Here is a 20,278-nt window from a genome sequence, read left to right as displayed (position 1 = left end):
TCGCCGCTGCCACGAGCAACGCGCGCGATCAGAGATCGAGAGGCTCAGGCCTGGCAGAAGGGGCACCAGTAGAGCTTGCGCCCCGCGGCCTCTTCGACGATGATCTCGGTGCCGCACACCCGGCACGGGAGGCCCGCGCGGTGGTAGACCCAGTGGCGGTCGTCGCGGCTGGCCATGGCCTTGCGGTACGCATCGGGATCCAGGTCGTCCATCGTCATCATCTGACCGGTCTCGACGCCGATGGACAGCAGCCTCACCCAGTCTCGCCAGATGTCGCGCACGACCTCTTCGCGCACCTCGCGGCCGGGAGTGTGCGGGTTCTGGCGAGCGCGGAACAGCAGCTCGGCGCGGTACACGTTGCCGATGCCGCTGACGACGTTCTGGTCCATCAGCAGGAGGCCGATCGGGGTGGGCTTCCGACGGACGACCGCGGTGAACCGCTCCTCGCCCTCGGCGACGTCGTCGACGAGGGGGTCGGGGCCGAGCTTGGCGATCGTCGCCGCGACCTCGTCGGGGGTCTGCAGCTCGCACGCGGTCGGACCACGCAGATCTGCGCACGTCGCCTCGGTGAGCAGGCGCAGGCGCACCTGGCCGACGACCGGCGGGGGCCACTCCTCGCCGTCGTCGGCGAGTCCGGTGGTCTGCTCCGACATGCGCACGTGCACGCGGGTGCGACGCGGCGCGCCGATCGAGGTGAGCGAGTTCTCCCCCGCGGCGTCGAGGATGGGCGCCTCGAGGTCGGTGCCCCGCTGGTTGGTCTGTCCCATGCGACCGTTGGCCGACGCGATCGTCGGGTCGACGACGATCTCGCCGGCGAAATCCCACGCGCCGTACATGCCCAGATGCACCCGCAGCCACAGGTCGTCGTCGAACTCGAGGAACATCTGCTTGCCCACCGCCCGCACGGCCGTCGCCGTGCGGCCGCTGATCACCGCGGCGCCCTCGACGAACCGGCCCTGGGGGCTCGACGCCGAGACGGGGCGGCCGACGAAGTTGCGGTCGAACTGGCGAGAGATGCGGTGGACGGAATGGCCCTCGGGCATCGACTCAGCCGGCTTCGGGGTCGAACGAGCTGTCGTCGGCGGCGAGGACGTCCGGCTGACCCCGGGTCTGCCGGAGAGCGGCGCGGGGGTCCGGCTCGAGCGAGCCGTCCTCCTCGTAGGCCGCGAGCTGCGCGATGCGGCGCGCGTGGCGCTCCTCACCCGAGAACGGTGTGGCGATGAAGCGGTCGATGAACGACGCGGCCTCATCGAACGTGTGCTGCCTGGCGCCGATCGCGATCACGTTGGCATCGTTGTGCTCGCGGGCGAGTTCTGCCGTGGCGATGCTCCACACCAGGGCGGCACGCACGCCGAGGACCTTGTTGGCCGCGATCTGCTCACCGTTGCCCGAGCCGCCGAAGACGACGCCGAGCGTCTCGACGCCGGCCGCCTGATCGCGGACGACCGCCTGCGCCGCACGGATGCAGAAGGCCGGGTAGTCGTCGAGCGGGTCGTACTCGATCGGGCCGTGGTCGACGACCTCATGACCCGCGGCGGCGAGATGGTGCTGCAGCTGCGTCGAGAACTCGAGGCCGGCGTGGTCGGTCGCGATGTGGATGCGCATGAGCTCAATCCTAGGGAGGCGCGGAACGGGTGGGACGACGGATGCCGCGGCCGCACCCCGCGTCGCGACACCGGCGTGAGCGGAACTCAGGGAGCGATGCCGGCCGCCGCCGGCTTGAAGCCGGCGCGGACGTTCTCGCAGCAGCCCGGGCGGCAGACGTCGAACCACGGACCGAGGTCGGTGGCGTGCGGACGCTCGGCAGCCGGAGTCCCCTTCAGGCGCTCCTCGACGAGGTCCACGAGCCCCGCCACGAACGCGGGGTCGACTCCCGGGGTCGGGGTCCGCACCGCGCGGATGCCCGCCTCAGCGGCGGCATCCATCGCCTCCGTGTCGAGGTCCCACAGGACCTCCATGTGGTCGCTCATGAAGCCGACGGGCACGATCGCGACCGCCTGCACGCCGGCCGCGGGAAGCTCGGCGATGACGTCGTTGACGTCGGGCTCGAGCCAGGGCTGCGTCGGCGGGCCGGAACGGGACTGATAGACGAGGTCCCATCCGACGTGCTCCGCTCCGGGCACCTCGGCGGCGACCGCCGCCATGACCACCTCGGCGACGGCGAGGTGCTGCGCCGCATAGGCGCCGCCCTCACCCAGGTCGCGGTGCAGCTCGTCGCCCTCGCGCGGGCCGGAGCGCTCGGCATCCGCCGTCGGGATGCTGTGCGTCGAGAACAGCACGCGGACCGCCTCCGGGGCGATTCCGTCGCCGAGGAATCCGGCCACGGCGTCGCGCACGCCGTCGATGAAGGGCTGCACGAAGCCGGGGTGATCGAAGAACTGGCGCACCTTGTCGATCGTGACCGTGTCGCCCAGGCCCGTCTCGGTCAGCACCCGCGCGAAGTCCTCGCGGTACTGCCGGCAGCTCGAGAAGGAGGAGTACGCGCTGGTGGCGAGACCCAGGAGTCGGGTGTCGCCGGCGGCCGCGGCATCCGTCACCGCCTCGTCGAGGTACGGCGCCCAGTTGCGATTGCCCCAGTACACGGGCAGGTCGATCCCGCGGCGCGCGAGCTCGGCCTCGAGAGCAGCCTTGAGCGCGCGGTTCTGCGCGTTGATCGGACTCACGCCGCCGAAATGCCGGTAGTGGTGCGCGACCTCCTCGAGGCGCTCATCGGGGATGCCGCGGCCTCGCGTCACATTGCGCAGGAACGGGATGACGTCGTCCTGGCCCTCGGGGCCACCGAAACCGGCGAGGAGGACGCCGTCATAGGCGACGGGCTGCTCCACATGGGGCGCACCCGCGGCGGCGGCGGGAGAGGCGAACGGGACGTGCTGCTCGGAGGAGGTCACCCCTCCATCCTGACACCGCCGGCGGCCGCTTTCTGCCACCGGATCGGTGCTTCCGCCGGTGGCTGGCATAGGCTGGGACGGTTGTCATCGGTGCCAGCAGCGCTGATGGCGGCCGCCGGATCGTGCGTCCGCGCAACGGGCTTATCGACATCCTCAGTCATCCTCACCCATGGGAGCCAAAGCAGTGCCTGGAGAGAACCTCACCCGCATCGAGGCGCAGGAGCGCCGCGCGATCGTCGACACGCAGTCGTACGAGGTCGCCCTGGATCTGACGAAGGGCGCCGAGGTCTTCGGCTCGCGCACCGTCGTCCGTTTCAGCGCGACGCCCGGCGCCGCGACCTTCATCGACCTGATCGCCCGCGAGGTGCGCGAGATCACGCTCAACGGCCGGTCGATCGACCCGGCGACGGCCTTTGCCGACTCGCGCATCGCGCTGGACGACCTCGCCGCCGACAACGAGCTCGTGATCGACGCCGACTGCCTCTACACCAACACCGGTGAGGGCCTGCACCGCTTCGTGGACCCGGTCGACGACGAGGTGTACCTGTACTCGCAGTTCGAGGTTCCGGACTCCCGCCGCATGTACGCGGTGTTCGAGCAGCCCGACCTGAAGGCGACGTTCCAGTTCACGGTGACCGCTCCCGAGCCCTGGAAGGTCGTCTCGAACTCCCCCACCCCCGAGCCCAAGAAACACGGCGACGGCACCGCGACGTGGCGCTTCGAGCCGACGCCGCGGATCTCGTCGTACATCACGGCGCTCATCGCCGGTCCGTACGAGGCCACCTTCTCCGAGCTCACCAGCTCGTCGGGGCGCGTGATCCCGCTCGGCGTGTACGGCCGCAAGAGCCTGTGGCAGTACCTGGACGCCGACTACATCTTCGACAAGACGCGTCAGGGCTTCTCGTACTTCGAGGACAAGTTCGACTACGCCTACCCGTTCGCCAAGTACGACCAGCTGTTCGTCCCCGAGTTCAACGCGGGCGCCATGGAGAACGCCGGAGCGGTCACCTTCACCGAGACGTACGTCTTCCGCTCGAAGGTGACGGATGCCGTGAAGGAGCGCCGCGTCGTCACGATCCTGCACGAGCTCGCCCACATGTGGTTCGGCGACCTGGTCACCATGAAGTGGTGGAACGACCTCTGGCTCAACGAGTCGTTCGCCGAGTGGGCATCGACGATCGCCACCGCCGAGGCGACCGAGTGGACCGAGGCGTGGACCACGTTCAACGCGATGGAGAAGACCTGGGCGTACCGTCAGGACCAGCTCCCCTCGACGCACCCGGTCGTGGCGCAGATCAACGACCTCGAGGACGTGCAGGTCAACTTCGACGGCATCACGTACGCCAAGGGCGGGTCGGTGCTCAAGCAGCTGGCCGCGTGGGTCGGCATCGAGGCGTTCTTCGCCGGCGTCGCGGCCTACTTCAAGAAGCACGAGTGGTCCAACACGGAGCTCTCCGACCTCCTGTCCGAGCTCGAGGTCACCAGCGGCCGTGAGCTGTCGACATGGTCGAAGAAGTGGCTCGAGACCGCCGGCGTGAACACCCTCTCCCCTGAGATCGTGACCGACGTCGACGGCACCATCACGCGCTTCGCGATCGTGCAGACGGCGCCCGCGGACTACCCGACGATCCGGCCGCACCGCCTCGGCGTCGGCTTCTACGATCTCGACGGCGACGCGCTCGTGCGCGTGCACCACCTCGAGCTCGACGTCGACGGCGACCTGACCGAGGTTCCCGAGCTCAAGGGACGCAAGCGCCCGGCTCTGGTCCTCCTGAACGACGAGGACCTCGCGTACGCGAAGATCCGCCTCGACGAGCAGTCGCTGCGGACCGCGATCGACCACCTCGACAAGATCAGCGACCCGCTCGCCCGGTCGCTGGTGTGGGGTGCCGCGTGGGACCAGACGCGCGACGCCGAGGCATCCGCATCGGACTACGTCGACCTCGTCCTGCGCAACATCGGCGCCGAGACCGAGTCGACGACAGTCCGCACGACGCTGGCGCAGCTCCTGCTGGCCGCCAACTCTTACGTGGCACCGGAGAAGCGCGACCTGACGCGTCAGAAGGTCGCCGACGCCCTGTGGGATCTCGCGCAGCGCGCAGAGGCCGGCAGCGACAGCCAGCTGCAGTTCGTGACGGCGTTCGCCTCCGCGGCGTCCACGGCGGGCCAGTGGGAGAAGGTGCGCCAGGTGCGCGACGGCGAGGTGACCTTCCCCGAGCTCGCGATCGACACCGACCTGTCGTGGCAGCTTCTCGTGTCGCTCGCGGCCGGCGGCGTCGTCACCGCCGCCGACATCGACGGGGCCCTCGCCGCCGACAACACCGCCAAGGGCGGGGAGTTCGCCGCGCAGGCCAAGGCCGCGCTGCCCTCGGCAGAGGCGAAGGCGGCCGCGTGGTCGTCGCTCGTCGACAGCGACGACCAGCCGAACACGATCGTGCGTGCCGCCGCGGCGGGCTTCGTGCACCCGGCCGGCCGCGACCTGCTCGAGGGCTTCGTGTCGCGCTACTTCGACTCGCTGCTGCCGATCTGGGACTCGCGCACCTACCAGATCGCCCAGTACCTGATCGTCGGTCTCTACCCAGCCCCGCTCGCGAACGTCGCGCTCCGCGACGCCACCCGTGCGTGGCTCGAGGCCCACGCCGACGCCGCGCCGGCTCTCCGCCGCCTCGTCGCCGAGAACCTCGCCGGGGTCGAGCGGGCGCTGTCGGTGCAGGACCGCGACGCGCAGTAATCGGAACACGGATGCCCCGGCCTCGCTCTCAGGCGGCGCCGGGGCATCCGTCTTAGGATCGACACGATGACCAGCCTCCCCCTCGACACCGCACCGGATCCTGAAGCGCCCGCCATCACGACTCCCGAATTCTGGACAGCCGTCGGACAGTTCTTCCTCAACGTCGGACTGACTCTGCTCGCCGTCGCCGGAATCATCGTCGGCGCCATCATCCTCGCGTGGATCCTCAAGTTCGTGATCCGCCGCGTCGTCGGCCGGATCGTCAACGGGGCAAAGAACAAGGCGAACGTCGACGACACGCAGGCGCTCGAGCGGTCGCCGCTCGCCTCGGTGCGACTCGTGCAGCGCACGCGCACGCTCGGGTCGATCCTGCACAACGTCGTCAACGTGACGATCGTGATCATCGCGATCCTGCTGATCATCAACGTGCTCGCCCCCTCGGCCTTCGCGTCGCTGACACTGCTCACCGCGGCGATCGGCGCGGGGCTCGGCTTCGGCGCGCAGAACATCGTGAAAGACGTCCTCAACGGCATCTTCATCGTCGCCGAAGACCAGGTCGGCATCGGCGACGTCGTCGACCTCGGGCTCGCGACCGGCATCGTCGAGTACGTGAGCGTCCGGGTGACCCACGTCCGCGACGTGAACGGAACGCTCTGGTACGTCCGCAACGGCGAGATCACCCGCATCGGCAACCTGTCGCAGGGCTGGTCGCGCGTCATCCTCGACCTCTCGGTGGCGACCGACTCCGACATCGACGAGGTCGAGAAGGCCATGCTCGAGACTGCCAGGGCGCTCGCGAAGGACCCGAAGTGGCGCACCCGCATCCTCGAGCAGCCCGAGGTCTGGGGCCTCGAGTCGATCTCGGGAGACGCCCTCGTCATCCGCCTCGTCATGAAGACGCGCGCGAACGCCAAGGACGACGTCGCGCGCGAGCTGCGCATGCGCCTCAAGCACACCATCGATGAGATGGGCATCAGTCTCCCCGCGCTGACCGCCGTCATGCCGACCGGCCTCGAGGGCGCTCAGCGCGTGCGCGGCGCCAACCCGCCGAAGACCAAGCCGACGCCGGTCGCCTCTGCACCGGGCGCAGCGGTATGGAAGCCCAAGCGCACCGGCAAGAAGACCGCGTCGCCCGCGCCCGACCAGGACCCCGGCGCGACCCCCGGAGGAACGCCATGACCGACTCGACCGGCCCGGCAGCAGCCGGCGACTCGCGCGAGGCTCCACAGGAAGCGGCGGGCACCCCGACCCCGCTCAGCTTCTACGACGAGATCGGCGGGCACGACACGTTCGTGCGGCTCGTCGACGTGTTCTACCGCGGTGTCGCGGACGACGTGGTGCTCAAGCCCATGTATCCGGAGGAGGACCTGGGCCCCGCGAAGGTGCGCTTGACGATGTTCCTCGAGCAGTACTGGGGCGGTCCGACGACGTACAGCGAGCAGCGCGGGCATCCGCGGCTGCGGATGCGGCACGCGCCATTCCATGTCGACCCAGACGCGCGCGACCGCTGGCTCGCCCACATGCGCGCTGCGGTCGATGAGCTCGACCTGCCCCCGCTGCACGAGGCGACCCTGTGGGACTACCTGCAGCGCGCCGCGCATGCCATGGTGAACACCTTCGAGCCTTCCGGGATCGGCCCGTCCGCCGGCGCGCGTCCTGCCGTCTCGCTCCCGGTCACCGCAGTGCCGCCCGCGGACTCCGGACCCGCTCGCTGAGCCACGCTCCTCGACACCCACCCACCTCGCCGACGAAGGAGTCGACATGCCCCCCGCCGCCCACCACACCGACATCCTCGTCATCGGATGGGGCCTTGCCGGCCTCGTAGCCACGGCCGAAGCCGCGGCGGCGGGCAAGCGGGTCGTCCTGGTCGATCAGGAGCCCAGATCGAACCTGGGCGGGCAAGCCTGGTGGTCGTTCGGCGGGCTGTTCTTCATCGACTCTCCTGAGCAGCGCCGGCTCGGCATCCATGACTCGCTCGAACTCGCGCGGCAGGACTGGTTCGGCAACGCGGGCTTCGACCGCGACGAGGATCTGTGGCCCCGGCGCTGGGCGGAGGCGTACCTCCAGTTCGCCCACGAGGAGAAGCGGGCGTGGCTGCGCGACAAGGGCGTCGGGTTCTTCCCCATCGTCGGATGGGCCGAGCGCGGCGGCTACACCGCGACCGGACCGGGCAACTCGGTGCCGCGCTTCCACATCACCTGGGGCACGGGTCCGGGCATCGTCGCGCCGTTCCAAGCAGCGGTGGAGACGGGCGAGGCGGAAGGGCGCGTGACGATCCTCCCCCGGCACCGGGTGACCTCGCTCACCGTCACCGACGGTGTCGTCACAGGCGCCGCCGGCGACGTCCTGGCGCCGTCCGGCGCCGCGCGCGGCGCGGCCAGCTCCCGCGAGGTGGTCGACGCCTTCGAGATCACGGCGGGTGCGACGATCGTGGCATCGGGCGGCATCGGCGGCAACCACGATCTGGTGCGTGAGTGGTGGCCCGAGCGCCTGGGCACTCCCCCGGCGACGATGGTCACCGGCGTCCCCGCGTACGTCGACGGGTCGATGCAGCCGGTGTCGGCCGCGGCCGGCGCCCGCCTGATCAACGGCGATCGCATGTGGCACTACGTCGAGGGCATCCAGAACTGGGATCCGGTGTGGCCGGATCACGGCATCCGCATCCTCCCCGGCCCGTCCTCGGTGTGGCTGGACGCGACCGGCACGCGACTGCCGGTGCCGCTCTTCCCGGGCTTCGACACGCTCGGCACCCTCGCCCACCTTCGGGCGACCGGCCACGACCACTCCTGGTTCGTGCTGTCGCAGAAGATCATCGAGAAGGAGTTCACGCTCTCTGGGAGCGAGCAGAACCCCGACCTCACCGGCAAGGATGTGCGCCTGCTCGCGAAGTCCCGGCTCGGGAAGGGCGCCTCGGGCCCGGTGCAGGCCTTCATGGATCAGGGGGCGGACTTCGTCGTGCGCGACACGCTGGACGAGCTCATCGCGGGGATGCGGGCGCTGCCGGGCGGCGAGGTGCTCGACGGCGACCGCGTGCGGTTCGAGGTCGAGGCCCGTGATCGCGAGATCGACAACGACTTCACGAAGGACGCGCAGATCGCGATGCTGCGGTCGGCGCGCGCGTTCCGCGGCGACCGCCTGATCCGCACGGCCAGCCCGCATCGGATCCTCGACCCGAAGTCCGGTCCGCTCATCGCGGTGAAGCTGCACGTGCTGACGCGCAAGTCCCTGGGCGGCATCGAGACCGATCTGTCGGGACGCGCGCTGGGCGCCGGCGGCGAGCCCGTGCCCGGGCTGTATGCCGCGGGCGAGGCCAGCGGCTTCGGCGGCGGCGGCGTGCACGGCTACCGCGCTCTGGAAGGCACTTTCGTCGGCGGATGCCTGTTCTCCGGCCGTGTGGCCGGGCGCGCGGCGGCTGCGGTCTGAGCGGCCCCACGGACAGCCGCGACGGGCGGCGCGTCAGTTCGTCGCGGAGCCGGTGCGTCGCACCGGAGTGAGGCCGGTCGCGACCGGTCCCCGCACGAGGACGTGGCCGCGATCCAGACTCACCCGCGTCCAGGGTCCGTTCGCGAAGACCCGCGCGGTCTCGCCGCCGCTGATGAAGCCGAGGCTCAGCGCTGCGAAGGCGGCCCCGAGCGGCAGTCCGCCGAGCTCGTCGTCGGGCGCGCCCCAGACCGCTGCGCGCACGGTGCGGACGACGTCTTCGCCCGCGTCGGTGGGCACGGTGTCGGCGACGCGTGCAATGCCGCCCTGGGCCTTCGAGGCGAGGATCGACGCCTCGATCCCCTCGCGCGGCTGCCAGCCGCTGCGCGGGGGTGCGACGCCGGCCCACGCAGGAGACAGCGCGGTGTCGGGGAGGGTGAGCGCTCGCGGGTCGTCGGGCGCCGCGGACAGAGCGGATGCCTCGACCACGAGGTCGCACACCAGTTCCGGGTCGGCCGCGAGCGTGCGCAGAGCGAGCACGGTGGGAGTCGGGTCGCCGAAGCCGCGAGGCGCGAGCGGCGCCGCCGTCATCGCCAGAACGCCGGCGGCCGCCTGCAGTCGCACGCCCTCGACGGTGAAGCGCGCGGCTCGCCCCGCGAAGGTGACGGCGTCGGCGGCGGACTCGGGGTCGGCGAGCAGCAGGCGAGGTGACATCGCCCTCTAAGCTACCAAGCGGACCGACGGGCGGCCGCGCCCCGGAGAGGAGAGCCGTGGACGCCGAGCCGTACGCCGAGGTCGCACCCGAGAATGATCCGGTGGCCTCGATGCTCTCGGTGATCGACCTGAGCGCATCGGACGCGCGCACGACCGAGGACATCTTCACCGGGGCCTCGCAGTCGATGCCGCTGGGTCGCGTCTACGGCGGGCAGGTGCTCGCGCAGTCCATCGTGGCGGCATCACGGACGATCCCGGAAGAGCGGATCGTCCACTCCATGCACGGCTACTTCCTGCGGCCGGGCGACTCGACGAAGGGGATCACCTTCGCCGTCGACCGCATCCACGACGGCCGGTCGTTCTCGACACGCCGCACGCAGGCGTTCCAGGAAGGTGTGCCGATCTTCTCGATGATCGCGTCGTTCCAGGACGAAGATCCGGGACTCGACCACCAGGAGCCGATGCCGGAGGGCGTTCCCGGCCCCGACGAGCTGCCCGACATCGAGGCGCACCTGGAGGGACTGCATCCGATGTCGAAGCGGCTGTTCACCGACCGTCCCGTCGATCTGCGTCACATCCCCGCGCCCATCTACGCGACGGTGGACGGAGAACGTGCGCCGCGGCAGGCGGTGTGGATGCGCGTGCGCCGGCAGATCCCGGACGACCCGGCGATCCACCGCGCGGCCCTCGCCTACCTCAGCGATCTGACGATCCAGGAATCCATCCTCCGGGCGCACGGGGTGGCCTGGGCGACGCGCGGGCTCAAGGTGGCGAGCCTGGATCACGCGATGTGGTGGCACCGGTTCGGTCGCGTGGACGAGTGGATGCTGTACGTCCAGGAATCGCCGAGCGCCCGCGGTGGCCGCGGACTCGCCACGGGGCGCATCTACGCCGCCGACGGCACCCTGCTCGCCAGCGTCGCTCAGGAGATCATGGTCCGGGTGCCTGACGCGGACTGATTCCTCGCGGGGCGGTGGAAGGTGGTGAGCACGGCGTCCTCGAGCGGTTCGGTGGTGCGAGCCCCCGCCGTCAAGGCTCTCAGCGCCGGTGCGCGTAGGTGAGGGGCTCGCCGACGTACGGCTGCCACGCCGCGCGCTCCTCGGCCGACAGACGCAGCGGACGCCCGGTCCCGGCATCCACCTTGACGACCACCGTCGTCGCGCGCGCGTACACCGTCTGGCCCGCGGCGGAGCTCGTCTCGATCGGGCTGCAGACCTCGTAGCAGACCTCGATGCTCGATCCGCCGAGCTTGCCGAACCACATCTGCACATCGAGCGGATGCCGCTGGTACGGCACCGGCGCGAGGTACTCGATCTCCTGCCGGGCGATGAGCGTGAGCATGCCGCTGAAGATGCTGGAATCGAGCACCGCGGTGGCGGGTGCGTCCTCGCCGGGCTCTGGCAGCCAGAACGCGCGTACGCGCGCCTCCTCGAGGAGCTTCAGCATCGAGGTGTTGTTGACGTGGTTGAACGCGTCGAGATCGCCCCAGCGCAGATGGATGGGGATGTGCAGGCGGCGGCCGCTCCCCGCGGGAACGACCGCCGCGTCAGCGTTGTCAGTCACGCGTCAGCTTGCGGTAGGCGGTGCGATGCGGGCGGGCCGCCTCTGCGCCGAGGCGCTCGATCTTGTTCGCCTCGTACGCCTCGAAGTTGCCCTCGAACCAGTACCACTGGTCGGGGTCTTCGTCGGTGCCCTCGTAGGCGAGGATGTGCGTAGCGATGCGGTCGAGGAACCACCGGTCGTGCGTGATGACCACCGCGCAGCCGGGGAACTCGAGCAGGGCGTTCTCCAGCGACTGGAGGGTCTCGACGTCGAGGTCGTTGGTGGGCTCGTCGAGGAGCAGCAGGTTGCCGCCCTCCTTGAGCGTCAGCGCGAGGTTGAGGCGGTTGCGCTCACCACCCGACAGCACGCCCGCCTTCTTCTGCTGGTCCGGTCCCTTGAAGCCGAACTTCGACACGTAGGCGCGCGAGGGGATCTCGGTCTTGCCGACCGTGATGATGTCGAGTCCGTCCGACACGACCTCCCACAGCGTCTTGTTCGGGTCGATGTTGGCGCGCGACTGGTCGACGTAGCTGATCTTGACCGTCTCGCCGATCTTGAGGTCGCCGCCGTCCAGCGGCTCGAGGCCGACGATCGTCTTGAACAGCGTCGTCTTGCCGACGCCGTTGGGCCCGATCACCCCGACGATGCCGTTCGGCGGGAGGCTGAAGCTGAGCCCGTCGATGAGCGACCGGTCGTCGAAGCCCTTCTGGAGCTTCTTGGCCTCGATCACGACACTGCCCAGGCGCGGTCCCGGCGGGATGGTGATCTCCTCGAAGTCCAGCTTCCGCGTGCGGTCCGCCTCGGCGGCCATCTCCTCGTAGCGCGCGAGACGCGCCTTCGACTTGGCCTGACGGCCCTTCGCGTTGGAACGGACCCAGTCGAGCTCCTCTGCGAGGCGCTTGGCGAGCTTCGCGTCCTTCTTCCCCTGGATCGCCAGGCGCTCGGCCTTCTTCTCCAGGTAGGTCGAGTAATTGCCCTCGTAGCCGATGAGCCGGCCGCGGTCGACCTCGGCGATCCACTCGGCCACGTTGTCGAGGAAGTACCGGTCGTGGGTGATCGCGATGACGGCACCGGGGTACTTCTGCAGGTGCTGCTCGAGCCACAGCACGCTCTCGGCGTCGAGGTGGTTGGTCGGCTCGTCGAGCAGGAGCAGGTCGGGCTTCTGCAGCAGGAGCTTCGTGAGCGCCACGCGGCGCTTCTCACCGCCCGACAGCGGGGCGATCTGCGCATCGCCGGGCGGAGTGCGCAGTGCGTCCATCGCCTGCTCCAGCTGCGAGTCGAGGTCCCACGCGTCCGCCGCGTCGATCTCCTCCTGGAGCACACCCATCTCGGCCAGCAGCGCGTCGAAGTCGGCGTCGGGGTCTGCCATCAGCCCCGAGATCTCGTTGAAACGGTCGACCTTCGCCTTGATCGCGATGCCGTCCTGGATGTTCTCGAGCACGGTCTTGGTCTCGTCGAGCTCGGGCTCCTGCATGAGGATGCCGACGGTGAAGCCGGGGCTGAGCTTGGCCTCGCCGTTGGACGGCGTGTCGAGACCGGCCATGATCTTCAGGATCGTCGACTTGCCGGCGCCGTTGGGGCCGACCATGCCGATCTTCGCTCCCGGCAGGAACGCCATCGTGACGTCGTCGAGGATCAGCTTGTCGCCGACCGACTTGCGGGCGCGGACCATCGAGTAGATGTACTCAGCCATGCGGGTTTCTGCTCTCCTTGGACTTCAGACGTCAGCGTCCCAGCCTACCGGCCGACGGCGCGGGCGGCGTGAGCGGGCGACGGTCCGGCCGCCGGTGCCGGCCGATGGCCGGATCACCAATCGATCGGACGCGTCTCCCCGACCAGGCACGTGCCTTCGGCGAGCACCGGCACGACGGCGGTGACGGGCTCACCGGTGGCCGGGCCGACCTGCCCGATGAGGCATTCATCGCCCCACCTGACCGAGAACTGGATGCTCTCGGCGGCGTTGCCCACGGTGGTCTCATCGTCGGTGACCTGCATGGCGCCTTTGTCGAAACCCGCAGCGGTCAGGGCGTCGATGTAGGCGCGCCCTGCCACCCGGTTCTCGGTCGCCCACACAGCGGCGGTGACCGCTGCGAAAAGCGGCTGGTTGTCGGAAGCGGTTCCGTCAGGCACCAGCGTCGGCTCCGCCGGGGCCGTCGGTGCGGGGGTGGCGCCGGTGCTCGGCTGGGGAGCGGTCGCAGTGGCGGTGGCGGTGGGCGTGTCGTCCGGCGATCCGGGAGTGCAGGCCGTCAGCGCGGCAGCCAGCATCACGGCCGCCGTTCCCCAGGCGAACCGCCGGGGCGGGACCGCCGGGCGGACGCGGAGGGCGAGGTGTCGGGGCACGGGGAGAGTTTAGGGCCGCGAGCCCCGAGCAGGGTGAACGCGTCAGAACGGGGTCTCATCGCCTGGCGCAGCGTCGCCCCCGGCCGTCACCCCCGTCAGCACGGGGATCGCCTCGGCATCGTCACGGCTGTCATCTGCTCCCTCGGCATTCACCTCCGCCCCCGGCAGAGCCCACGAGTCTGCGGTGTGAGCGGACCCCTCCGTCGGCGTCGCGCCTGCGGGCTGCCCGTCCTTGACGAACGTCGTCGTGCCCCAGAGCAGATCATGGCCGATCGCGTCGGCCTCGATCTCGATCGCAGTGCCCCGCTTGGTGCCGTTGTCCCACTCGCGCAGGCGGAGCTTGCCCGTGAGGATCACCCGGTCGCCTCGGTGCAGGGACTGGAACGCGTGATCGGCCAGTCTCCTGAACACCGAGACGGTGTACCAGTTCGTGCCCGCGTCGGACCATTCGCCGGAGCCCCGGTCGTACTTCCTCTGCCCGCTGGCCACGCGGAAGGTGGTGATCGATACGCCGCCCGTCGTGCGTTTCAGTTCGGGGGCGGTAGCCACGTTCCCGGTGATGGTGATGGTGTCGCCTGTGTCGCTCATATCGCAACCTCTCTCTCGTCCCGAGGCCTGTCCCCGGTGCCGCCGGCGCCCCGTGCCCGGGAGGCGCCGGCGGTGGGTCCAGGCTCCTCGATCCCGCTGTCGGCGATCTGGCCTCGGCGCGTATCTGTGGACGGATCGCGCGGGCACCGAGCTGGGGAGGAATGGCCGGGTCAGCAGCCAGAAGGCGATGTCGGAACCCGTAGCTATGTTCGATGCGAGAGGAGCAACCATGACACAGACCATCGAATCAGCCACGTCACCGACGCCGGCGCTGAAGATGCCGACGGCGTTGCGCCTCGTGTCAGTCGCACCCTGCCTGTGGCGGGTGCTCGATCCCCGCGGAATCGTGATCGGTCATCTGCAGGTGCGTACACAGCCCGGCGGCACCCGCTACCGCGCCCGCAGGTTCCACGCTCCTTCGCACGGGTTCCGCGAACTCGGCGACTTCTGGAGCGCCGACGACGCGCTGGAATGCATCCGGCTGGCTCGCTGAAAATGCCTCGCCCGCGTTCGCCGGGCCGCCGTCACTCAGGCGGCGCAACGGGTGCCGCAGGGCCGGTGGGCGCCTCGTCAGATGACCGCGCCGGCTCGCTCCACGAGGGCGGACGGTGCTCCGGCCCGCACGGAGGCCCACGCGTCGGCGAGCACCTCCGCCGCACGCACCATCTCGTCCGGCGGTGCGGTGAACGGAACGCGCAGATGCCGCTCGTGTCCGCCGTCTACGGAGAACCGTGGGCCCGCGCTCAGCAGCACCCCGCGGGATCGGGCTTCCATGACCAGCGGCGAACTGAGGGGCTTGCCCAGTTCGATCCAGAGGGACACGCCCCCGTGCGCCTCGGGGATCTCCCACTCCGGAAGCGCTCCCGTCAGCGCACTGATCACGGCATCGCGCCCCGAGCGCAGCAGCGCCGACCGCTGCTGGACGATCTCGTCGAACCGATCCAGGAGCCGGGTCGCGACCGCCTGCTCGAACTCCGGGGTGCCGAGGTCATGCGCCGGACGCGCGGCGACCAGTCGCCGGATCAGGTCGCCGTCCGCCCGGACCCATCCCAGCCGGAGCCCGCCCCACACGGTCTTACCGAGCGATCCGAGCCGCACGACGGTTCCCGGCTCCGAAGCCTCGAATCCGGGAAGGAGCGGCCCCCGATCGATGTCGAGATCGGCGGTGGTCTCGTCCAGGACGATGACAGAACCCGATCGCTCCCCCGCGGCGAGCATCGCCTGCCGTTCGGAGGCGCCCATACTGCGCCCGGTCGGATTCTGGAAGTCCGGCATGAGGTAGGCCATGACGGGAAGAGTGCGCGAGAACGCCTGCTCCGCGCGGTCGATGTCCCACCCGGTATCCGTCGTCACAGGGACGCCGACGAGACGGGCGCCCGCCCGACGGAGCGCGTCCGCGGCATGCGGATAGGTCGGCGTCTCGACGAGCACCCGATCGCCGCGGCCGATGAGCACCGATGAGACGAGATGGATCGCGCTCTGCGCGCCGGTGGTCACCAGCACCTCGTCGGGCCGCGTCGGGATGCCGCGTTCGGTGTAGCGACGCGCGATCGCCTCACGCAGCTCGATGCGGCCGAGCACGTCGTAGCCGACCCGTGAGACGAGTGCCGAGGCGCCGAGCGCTGTCTCGGCCATGATCCCCGAGAGTCCCGGCCATGCGGGCGGGCTGGCCTGCTGCAGGTCGATCATGCCGTCGGCGGCGTCCACGCGGCCGGCGTCCCTGCGCCCGAGCGGAAGGGTGACGCTGCCCGAACCCCGCAGGCTGGCGATGTGGCCGGTGTCGCGCAGGCTGCGATATGCCGCTGCGACCGTGCTGCGGCTGACGTGCAGCGCCGCGGCGAGCTCCCGCTCGGCCGGCAGCGCAGTCCGCGGGGCCAGCCGGTTGTCCAGGCAGAGAAGCCGGATGCTGTCCGCCAAGGCTTCGTACGCCGGCTCGCGCGTGCGCCAGCCGCCGACGGAATGAGCCAGGGCGCGGGCCGACACTCGGGAATCCATAGAGGCCAGGGTACCTATATTGGACTGCTATAGGCGATCCAATTCTGCGATTGGATGGACACCATGCCACGCCGAATCGTTCAACTGCTCGTCGGACTGTTCCTCTACGGAGCCGGATGCGCGCTGACCGTGGAGGCTGGCCTCGGCGTGGACCCGTGGACGGTCTTCGCTCAGGGACTGTCGGTCCGCACGGGCGTGGGGATCGGGTGGATCACCAACATCGTGGGCTTCTTCGTGCTGCTGCTCTGGATCCCGCTCCGTCAGAAGCCGGGCCTCGGCACCATCGCGAACATCCTGCTCGTCGGCACGAGCATGCAGATCGTCCTGGGCGTGATCCCTCCGGTCTCAGGATTCTTCGCGCAGATGGCGACGCTGCTCGGCGGCATCGTCATGGTCGCGCTCGCCTCCGGCCTCTACATCGGGGCGCGCTTCGGGCCGGGACCGAGGGACGGCCTCATGACGGGCTTGAACGCACGTCTCGGCTGGCCCATCTGGCTCTGCCGCGCGATCGTGGAGATCACGGTGCTGCTGGTGGGATGGGCGCTCGGCGGCACCGTCGGCATCGGCACGGTCCTGTTCGCCGTGCTGATCGGGCCCCTCGTGCACGTGGCGCTGCCCCTGCTCGACACCCGGCGGTCGCACACGCCGGTGGCCGCCGAGCCGTCCATCTGACGCTCGGCGACCGATCGTCCGTCGCCGCGCGAGAGTCAGTGCTCCCGGAACATCGGCCAGTCGCTGCCGGGCGCCATCCGGGCGTGGAGTGCGCTCTTGGCGATCTCCATCGTCGGGTACGTGCCTGCAGACTGGTCGGCGCCCGCCATCGTGACGGTGTAGCCCTCGTCGTCCTTGCGGATGCTGCCGGCGACGCCGGAGGGGCCGTAGGCGACCCAGAGGGGGTGGTGCGTCTCCGTGGTGCTCATCGTGAACTCCTTTCGATGCCTCCGCTGCTGACGCTACGCCCCGCCGCGTCTGTGCGCCAGCGTCCGCGACGGTGTGGCGCGACCAGGTACTCTGGGGAGCACCTTCCCTCCGTAGCTCAGGGGACAGAGCGAGCGGTTTCTACCCGCCAGGTCGGGGGTTCGAATCCTCCCGGGGGGGCAACTGGGGTCGCGGCGCGGGAGCCGCGGTCCGGGTCCAGGCCATACGATGTCGGGACCCGTCACGAGGATGGAGTGCATGGTGGGGGCATCCGAGAACGATCGTCTGGTGTGGATCGACTGCGAGATGACAGGCCTCGACCTCGGCGTGGACGAACTGGTCGAGATCGCCGTGGTCGTCACCGACTTCGAACTGCGACTTCTCGACCCGGGCTTCCACGTGGTGATCAAGCCTGACGACTCCGCGATGGCGAACATGAACGAGTTCGTGACGAACATGCATCGCACGTCGGGGCTTCTGGAAGAGATCCCGCACGGCATCAGCGTCGCGGACGCCGAGTTCCAGGTTCTCGAGTACATCCAGCGCTTCGTCCCGCTCGAGGGCAAGGCTCCCCTCGCCGGGAACACGATCGGCACCGACCGCATGTTCCTGGCGAAGTACATGCCGCGCGTCGACCGCTGGCTGCACTACCGCAACGTCGACGTCTCGAGTGTGAAAGAGCTCGCACGGCGCTGGTACCCCCGCGCATACATCCATGCGCCCGCCAAAGAGGGCGGTCATCGCGCCCTGGCAGACATCCTGGAGTCGATCCGCGAGCTCGCGTATTACCGCCAGGCGGTGTTCGTCCCCGAGCCCGGTCCGACCAGCGATGGGGCGCGCGCTGCCGCCGCCGCCGCCGTGTCGTCGTTTGCTCCCGAGGTGTGAGAGAATCGTCTGGTTGCCCGCGCAGGCGGGAGACATGGTGGGTATAGCTCAGTTGGTAGAGCACCTGGTTGTGGTCCAGGGGGTCGCGGGTTCAAGTCCCGTTACTCACCCCAAGTCCTTCGAATGGGGCGCGGGATACGCGCCCCATTCGCATTCGGGCGAGGCATCATGATGGAGATGGATGCCGCGACCTTCGAGCAGCTCGTGATCGACGAACTGGATGCCCTCCCCGAGGACATGGTCGAGGGCCTCGACAACGTCGTCTTCGTGGTGGAGGACCGCCCGGAGGACGGGAGCCTCGACCTGCTCGGGCTCTACGACGGCTGGGCGCTCACGGAGCGCGAGCGCTACGGCATCGGTGAACTTCCCGATCGCATCATCGTCTATCGCGAAGCGCATCTCGCTGCCTGCGAAGACGAGGACGAGCTGCGGGACGAGGTGCACACCACCCTCGTGCACGAGATCGCGCACTTCTACGGGATCGACGACGAGCGCCTGCACGAGCTGGGGTGGGCGTGATGGCGGCGCCGGCGATCCCCGCGGTCGATGAGGACGTCGACGTCGATCGTCGCGTCGACCCCGCACGGCCCTGGCAGACCGTCGTGTGGGATGACCCCGTCAACCTGATGAGCTACGTGACGCACGTCTTCCGCGAATACTTCGGACTCCCCCGCGCCGACGCCGAGCGGCTCATGCTCGCCGTGCACAACGAGGGGCACGCTGTCGTGTCGGAGGGGGCGCGCGAGCAGATGGAGCTCCACGCGCAGGCGATGCACGACTACGGGCTGTGGGCGACCGTGAGGCAGGCGCCGAAATGATCGACCGCATCGTCGTCGTCGAGATCACCCGCATCGAGGCCGCGCACCTCGCGGGCCTCGTCGGGCAGTTCGCGGATCTCCTGCGCGACTCCGCGCCGGAAGAGGGCGACCCGGCGATCGCGCGGCTCGTGCCGTCGGCCTACACGGACGACGACACCGCGGCCCGGGAGTTCCGATCGCTGACGCAGTCCGACCTGCTCGATCGCCGCGGAGCGGACGCCGGCCTCGTGCTCGCGTCTCTCACCGACGCCGCCGACATCCCCGACGACCCCGAGGACCCCGCCCTTCTCGAGCAGGTGGAGATCCGGCTCGACGCCGAGACCGCGCGGGCGTGGCTGCGCACCCTCGCTGCCGTGCGGCTGGTGCTGGCGACGCGGCTCGGCGTGGTGGAGGAGGACGACCACGACCACGACGACCCGCGATTCGGGGTGTACGACTGGATCGGCTATCGACTGGACGGGCTCGTGGGGGCGCTCGAACGCGAGGACTGATCGCGCGGTCAGGGCACCGGAAACACCAGCGTCGCGAGGCGCAGGGGATCGTCCCGCTCGACGTGACGCTGCTCCTGGCGCGCCCAGCGGTCCCAGTGCGGACGGAACGCGTCGCCGTCCCGCTTGAGTGCGCGCTGCTTGCGGGAGGCCGCAGGCGACTCCAGCCACACTCGTACGTCTCCGAGCCGGGCGGTCGCCGGCGTCAGCAGTCCCGCTCCCTCGACGATCAGCGGCAGGGACGGATCGACCGCGTGCGCCTCGGCCGGTTCCCCCACCGTCCAGTCCCAGCGCTGCCACACGCCCACCATGCCGCGCGCGTGCGGGGTCAGGATCAGCTCGCGGGCGAGCTCGACGCCCTGGTCGAGCCCGTCCCAACCCGGGTAGAGGGAATCCAGTGCCACCAGCTGCACCCGCCCGCGCAGGGGCCATCGACCCACGAGCGCTCGGGCGAGAGAGGTCTTGCCGGCCCCGCTGCGTCCGTCGATGAGGACGACCGGGTTGGATGCCGCGACCGCCGCGACCGCGTCGATGATGTGCTCGACCGCGACCGTCAGGGAGTTGCCGACCGCGTCCTGATCACTTCTTGAGGGCGCGGATGACACGGCTGAGGGCGCGGCCGGCGAAGATGACGAACGGAATCGCGACCGTGATCAGCGCGACGATGTTCGGCTCGAATCTCAGATCGTCTCCGCGGCGGATGTAAGCGCCGACCGGGACGGCCCAGCCTCCGCCGCCGCCCGCGCCGTTGCCCGCTTCGTCGGACCCGCCCCCGAATCCGGACCATGTCAGGGCGACCGGGATGATGCGGACGCCGTCGACGTCCTGCTGCTCGCCGTAGGCGCTCTTCACGCCGAAAGACGCGGACTGCTGGCCGAGTTCGAGTGCGATGTTGGGCATGCGTCCACGCTACCGGCCCCGCGTGCGCACGCCCAGTAGCGATGCAGGACG

23 protein-coding genes and 2 tRNA genes are annotated in these 20,278 nt (G+C 70.0%); 13 read left to right on the top strand and 12 right to left on the bottom strand.

Annotated elements, in window-relative coordinates; genetic code table 11:
• Positions 1 to 44: 44 nt before the first annotated feature.
• The 3 genes from IM767_RS15170 to IM767_RS15160 all read right to left on the bottom strand — a co-directional run bounded on the left by IM767_RS15170 (position 45) and on the right by IM767_RS15160 (position 2,888).
• On the bottom strand, positions 45 to 1,043 hold the full coding sequence (locus tag IM767_RS15170) for an Fpg/Nei family DNA glycosylase (protein WP_109211165.1): 999 nt from the start codon (positions 1,041 to 1,043) through the stop codon (positions 45 to 47).
• Between the two features lie 4 nt (positions 1,044 to 1,047).
• Positions 1,048 to 1,605 (bottom strand): ribose-5-phosphate isomerase, encoded by a 558-nt coding sequence (locus IM767_RS15165; RefSeq protein WP_109211164.1) that lies wholly within the window; start codon positions 1,603 to 1,605, stop codon positions 1,048 to 1,050.
• A gap of 86 nt (positions 1,606 to 1,691) precedes the next feature.
• The gene (locus IM767_RS15160; RefSeq protein WP_109211163.1) at positions 1,692 to 2,888 is read right to left on the bottom strand and encodes a ferrochelatase; all 1,197 of its coding nucleotides are present in this window, start codon (positions 2,886 to 2,888) and stop codon (positions 1,692 to 1,694) included.
• A gap of 184 nt (positions 2,889 to 3,072) precedes the next feature.
• Here IM767_RS15160 and pepN point away from each other — a divergent pair, with 184 nt between their 5' ends.
• The 4 genes from pepN to IM767_RS15140 all read left to right on the top strand — a co-directional run bounded on the left by pepN (position 3,073) and on the right by IM767_RS15140 (position 9,042).
• Complete coding sequence (gene pepN, locus IM767_RS15155) at positions 3,073 to 5,619, top strand: aminopeptidase N (protein WP_109211162.1); 2,547 nt, start codon at positions 3,073 to 3,075, stop codon at positions 5,617 to 5,619.
• A gap of 66 nt (positions 5,620 to 5,685) precedes the next feature.
• Positions 5,686 to 6,798 carry a mechanosensitive ion channel family protein gene (locus tag IM767_RS15150; RefSeq protein ID WP_109211161.1) on the top strand — a complete coding sequence of 371 codons (1,113 nt, stop codon included), beginning with the start codon at positions 5,686 to 5,688 and terminating at the stop codon, positions 6,796 to 6,798.
• Complete coding sequence (locus IM767_RS15145) at positions 6,795 to 7,334, top strand: globin (protein WP_109211160.1); 540 nt, start codon at positions 6,795 to 6,797, stop codon at positions 7,332 to 7,334. Before IM767_RS15150 ends, IM767_RS15145 begins: the two co-directional genes overlap by 4 nt.
• 46 nt (positions 7,335 to 7,380) lie before the next feature.
• The gene (locus IM767_RS15140; protein ID WP_109211159.1) at positions 7,381 to 9,042 is read left to right on the top strand and encodes an FAD-binding dehydrogenase; all 1,662 of its coding nucleotides are present in this window, start codon (positions 7,381 to 7,383) and stop codon (positions 9,040 to 9,042) included.
• 33 nt (positions 9,043 to 9,075) lie between these two features.
• Here IM767_RS15140 and IM767_RS15135 read toward each other — a convergent pair whose 3' ends face one another.
• Positions 9,076 to 9,753: a DUF8185 domain-containing protein gene (locus tag IM767_RS15135; protein WP_109211158.1), complete on the bottom strand. Its 678-nt coding sequence runs from the start codon at positions 9,751 to 9,753 to the stop codon at positions 9,076 to 9,078.
• A 110-nt stretch (positions 9,754 to 9,863) separates the two neighbouring features.
• Here IM767_RS15135 and IM767_RS15130 point away from each other — a divergent pair, with 110 nt between their 5' ends.
• Complete coding sequence (locus IM767_RS15130; protein ID WP_109211275.1) at positions 9,864 to 10,712, top strand: acyl-CoA thioesterase; 849 nt, start codon at positions 9,864 to 9,866, stop codon at positions 10,710 to 10,712.
• 79 nt (positions 10,713 to 10,791) lie between these two features.
• On the opposite strand, the gene IM767_RS15125 is transcribed toward IM767_RS15130, so the two are convergent.
• From IM767_RS15125 to IM767_RS15110, 4 genes are all read right to left on the bottom strand, one after another.
• Complete coding sequence (locus IM767_RS15125) at positions 10,792 to 11,316, bottom strand: acyl-CoA thioesterase (protein ID WP_109211157.1); 525 nt, start codon at positions 11,314 to 11,316, stop codon at positions 10,792 to 10,794.
• Positions 11,309 to 12,988: an energy-dependent translational throttle protein EttA gene (ettA, locus tag IM767_RS15120; RefSeq protein WP_109211156.1), complete on the bottom strand. Its 1,680-nt coding sequence runs from the start codon at positions 12,986 to 12,988 to the stop codon at positions 11,309 to 11,311. Before ettA ends, IM767_RS15125 begins: the two co-directional genes overlap by 8 nt.
• 113 nt (positions 12,989 to 13,101) lie before the next feature.
• Complete coding sequence (locus tag IM767_RS15115; protein WP_339327403.1) at positions 13,102 to 13,635, bottom strand: DUF6993 domain-containing protein; 534 nt, start codon at positions 13,633 to 13,635, stop codon at positions 13,102 to 13,104.
• 42 nt (positions 13,636 to 13,677) lie between these two features.
• Positions 13,678 to 14,223 carry a single-stranded DNA-binding protein gene (locus IM767_RS15110; protein ID WP_109211155.1) on the bottom strand — a complete coding sequence of 182 codons (546 nt, stop codon included), beginning with the start codon at positions 14,221 to 14,223 and terminating at the stop codon, positions 13,678 to 13,680.
• Between the two features lie 229 nt (positions 14,224 to 14,452).
• Between IM767_RS15110 and IM767_RS15105 the strand changes: the two genes are divergently transcribed.
• Complete coding sequence (locus IM767_RS15105; RefSeq protein ID WP_239453393.1) at positions 14,453 to 14,716, top strand: hypothetical protein; 264 nt, start codon at positions 14,453 to 14,455, stop codon at positions 14,714 to 14,716.
• Between the two features lie 77 nt (positions 14,717 to 14,793).
• Here IM767_RS15105 and yczR read toward each other — a convergent pair whose 3' ends face one another.
• A complete protein-coding gene (gene yczR, locus IM767_RS15100; RefSeq protein WP_109211154.1) occupies positions 14,794 to 16,218 on the bottom strand; it encodes a MocR-like transcription factor YczR in 1,425 nt (474 codons plus the stop codon).
• A 63-nt stretch (positions 16,219 to 16,281) separates the two neighbouring features.
• On the opposite strand from yczR, the gene yczE reads away from it, so the two are divergent.
• Positions 16,282 to 16,890: a membrane protein YczE gene (gene yczE / locus IM767_RS15095; protein WP_109211153.1), complete on the top strand. Its 609-nt coding sequence runs from the start codon at positions 16,282 to 16,284 to the stop codon at positions 16,888 to 16,890.
• Positions 16,891 to 16,925: 35 nt separating this feature from the next.
• On the opposite strand, the gene IM767_RS15090 is transcribed toward yczE, so the two are convergent.
• Positions 16,926 to 17,138 (bottom strand): methyltransferase, encoded by a 213-nt coding sequence (locus IM767_RS15090; RefSeq protein ID WP_109211152.1) that lies wholly within the window; start codon positions 17,136 to 17,138, stop codon positions 16,926 to 16,928.
• Between the two features lie 105 nt (positions 17,139 to 17,243).
• Here IM767_RS15090 and IM767_RS15085 point away from each other — a divergent pair.
• The 6 genes from IM767_RS15085 to IM767_RS15060 all read left to right on the top strand — a co-directional run bounded on the left by IM767_RS15085 (position 17,244) and on the right by IM767_RS15060 (position 19,330).
• A tRNA-Arg gene (locus IM767_RS15085) sits at positions 17,244 to 17,316 on the top strand.
• A gap of 78 nt (positions 17,317 to 17,394) precedes the next feature.
• Entirely contained in the window at positions 17,395 to 18,021 is a 627-nt protein-coding gene (orn, locus tag IM767_RS15080; protein ID WP_109211151.1) for an oligoribonuclease, read from the top strand.
• A gap of 37 nt (positions 18,022 to 18,058) precedes the next feature.
• Positions 18,059 to 18,134: transfer RNA gene (locus IM767_RS15075), tRNA-His, on the top strand.
• A gap of 64 nt (positions 18,135 to 18,198) precedes the next feature.
• Positions 18,199 to 18,540, top strand: coding sequence for a metallopeptidase family protein (locus IM767_RS15070; RefSeq protein ID WP_162564329.1), 342 nt, complete (start codon positions 18,199 to 18,201; stop codon positions 18,538 to 18,540).
• Positions 18,540 to 18,839 carry an ATP-dependent Clp protease adapter ClpS gene (clpS, locus tag IM767_RS15065; protein ID WP_109211272.1) on the top strand — a complete coding sequence of 100 codons (300 nt, stop codon included), beginning with the start codon at positions 18,540 to 18,542 and terminating at the stop codon, positions 18,837 to 18,839. Before IM767_RS15070 ends, clpS begins: the two co-directional genes overlap by 1 nt.
• A complete protein-coding gene (locus IM767_RS15060; RefSeq protein WP_109211149.1) occupies positions 18,836 to 19,330 on the top strand; it encodes a DUF2017 family protein in 495 nt (164 codons plus the stop codon). The genes clpS and IM767_RS15060 overlap by 4 nt, the downstream gene beginning before the upstream one ends.
• 8 nt (positions 19,331 to 19,338) lie before the next feature.
• Here the strand turns inward: IM767_RS15060 and IM767_RS15055 are convergent, their stop codons facing one another.
• Both IM767_RS15055 and IM767_RS15050 read right to left on the bottom strand, forming a co-directional pair.
• Positions 19,339 to 19,932 (bottom strand): nucleoside/nucleotide kinase family protein, encoded by a 594-nt coding sequence (locus tag IM767_RS15055; protein WP_239453391.1) that lies wholly within the window; start codon positions 19,930 to 19,932, stop codon positions 19,339 to 19,341.
• Complete coding sequence (locus IM767_RS15050; protein WP_109211148.1) at positions 19,907 to 20,227, bottom strand: hypothetical protein; 321 nt, start codon at positions 20,225 to 20,227, stop codon at positions 19,907 to 19,909. Before IM767_RS15050 ends, IM767_RS15055 begins: the two co-directional genes overlap by 26 nt.
• Positions 20,228 to 20,278 lie beyond the last annotated feature (51 nt).

Origin of the sequence: Microbacterium ureisolvens (assembly GCF_015278315.1) — a bacterium.
Lineage (GTDB): Bacteria > Actinomycetota > Actinomycetes > Actinomycetales > Microbacteriaceae > Microbacterium > Microbacterium ureisolvens.
This window is presented reverse-complemented; position numbering and strand designations above follow the sequence as displayed.

What these genes read in the sequence shown, in the direction of transcription:
- IM767_RS15165 (WP_109211164.1), bottom strand. Translation starts at nt 1,605, where the DNA reads ATGCGCATCCACATCGCGACCGACCACGCCGGCCTCGAGTTCTCGACG.
- IM767_RS15135 (WP_109211158.1), bottom strand. Translation starts at nt 9,753, where the DNA reads ATGTCACCTCGCCTGCTGCTCGCCGACCCCGAGTCCGCCGCCGACGCC.
- IM767_RS15105 (WP_239453393.1), top strand. Translation starts at nt 14,453, where the DNA reads ATGACACAGACCATCGAATCAGCCACGTCACCGACGCCGGCGCTGAAG.
- IM767_RS15110 (WP_109211155.1), bottom strand. Translation starts at nt 14,223, where the DNA reads ATGAGCGACACAGGCGACACCATCACCATCACCGGGAACGTGGCTACC.
- IM767_RS15130 (WP_109211275.1), top strand. Translation starts at nt 9,864, where the DNA reads ATGCTCTCGGTGATCGACCTGAGCGCATCGGACGCGCGCACGACCGAG.
- yczE (WP_109211153.1), top strand. Translation starts at nt 16,282, where the DNA reads ATGCCACGCCGAATCGTTCAACTGCTCGTCGGACTGTTCCTCTACGGA.
- IM767_RS15090 (WP_109211152.1), bottom strand. Translation starts at nt 17,138, where the DNA reads ATGAGCACCACGGAGACGCACCACCCCCTCTGGGTCGCCTACGGCCCC.
- IM767_RS15150 (WP_109211161.1), top strand. Translation starts at nt 5,686, where the DNA reads ATGACCAGCCTCCCCCTCGACACCGCACCGGATCCTGAAGCGCCCGCC.
- IM767_RS15060 (WP_109211149.1), top strand. Translation starts at nt 18,836, where the DNA reads ATGATCGACCGCATCGTCGTCGTCGAGATCACCCGCATCGAGGCCGCG.
- IM767_RS15140 (WP_109211159.1), top strand. Translation starts at nt 7,381, where the DNA reads ATGCCCCCCGCCGCCCACCACACCGACATCCTCGTCATCGGATGGGGC.
- IM767_RS15050 (WP_109211148.1), bottom strand. Translation starts at nt 20,227, where the DNA reads ATGCCCAACATCGCACTCGAACTCGGCCAGCAGTCCGCGTCTTTCGGC.
- ettA (WP_109211156.1), bottom strand. Translation starts at nt 12,988, where the DNA reads ATGGCTGAGTACATCTACTCGATGGTCCGCGCCCGCAAGTCGGTCGGC.
- yczR (WP_109211154.1), bottom strand. Translation starts at nt 16,218, where the DNA reads ATGGATTCCCGAGTGTCGGCCCGCGCCCTGGCTCATTCCGTCGGCGGC.
- IM767_RS15170 (WP_109211165.1), bottom strand. Translation starts at nt 1,043, where the DNA reads ATGCCCGAGGGCCATTCCGTCCACCGCATCTCTCGCCAGTTCGACCGC.
- IM767_RS15145 (WP_109211160.1), top strand. Translation starts at nt 6,795, where the DNA reads ATGACCGACTCGACCGGCCCGGCAGCAGCCGGCGACTCGCGCGAGGCT.
- IM767_RS15070 (WP_162564329.1), top strand. Translation starts at nt 18,199, where the DNA reads ATGGATGCCGCGACCTTCGAGCAGCTCGTGATCGACGAACTGGATGCC.
- orn (WP_109211151.1), top strand. Translation starts at nt 17,395, where the DNA reads ATGGTGGGGGCATCCGAGAACGATCGTCTGGTGTGGATCGACTGCGAG.
- clpS (WP_109211272.1), top strand. Translation starts at nt 18,540, where the DNA reads ATGGCGGCGCCGGCGATCCCCGCGGTCGATGAGGACGTCGACGTCGAT.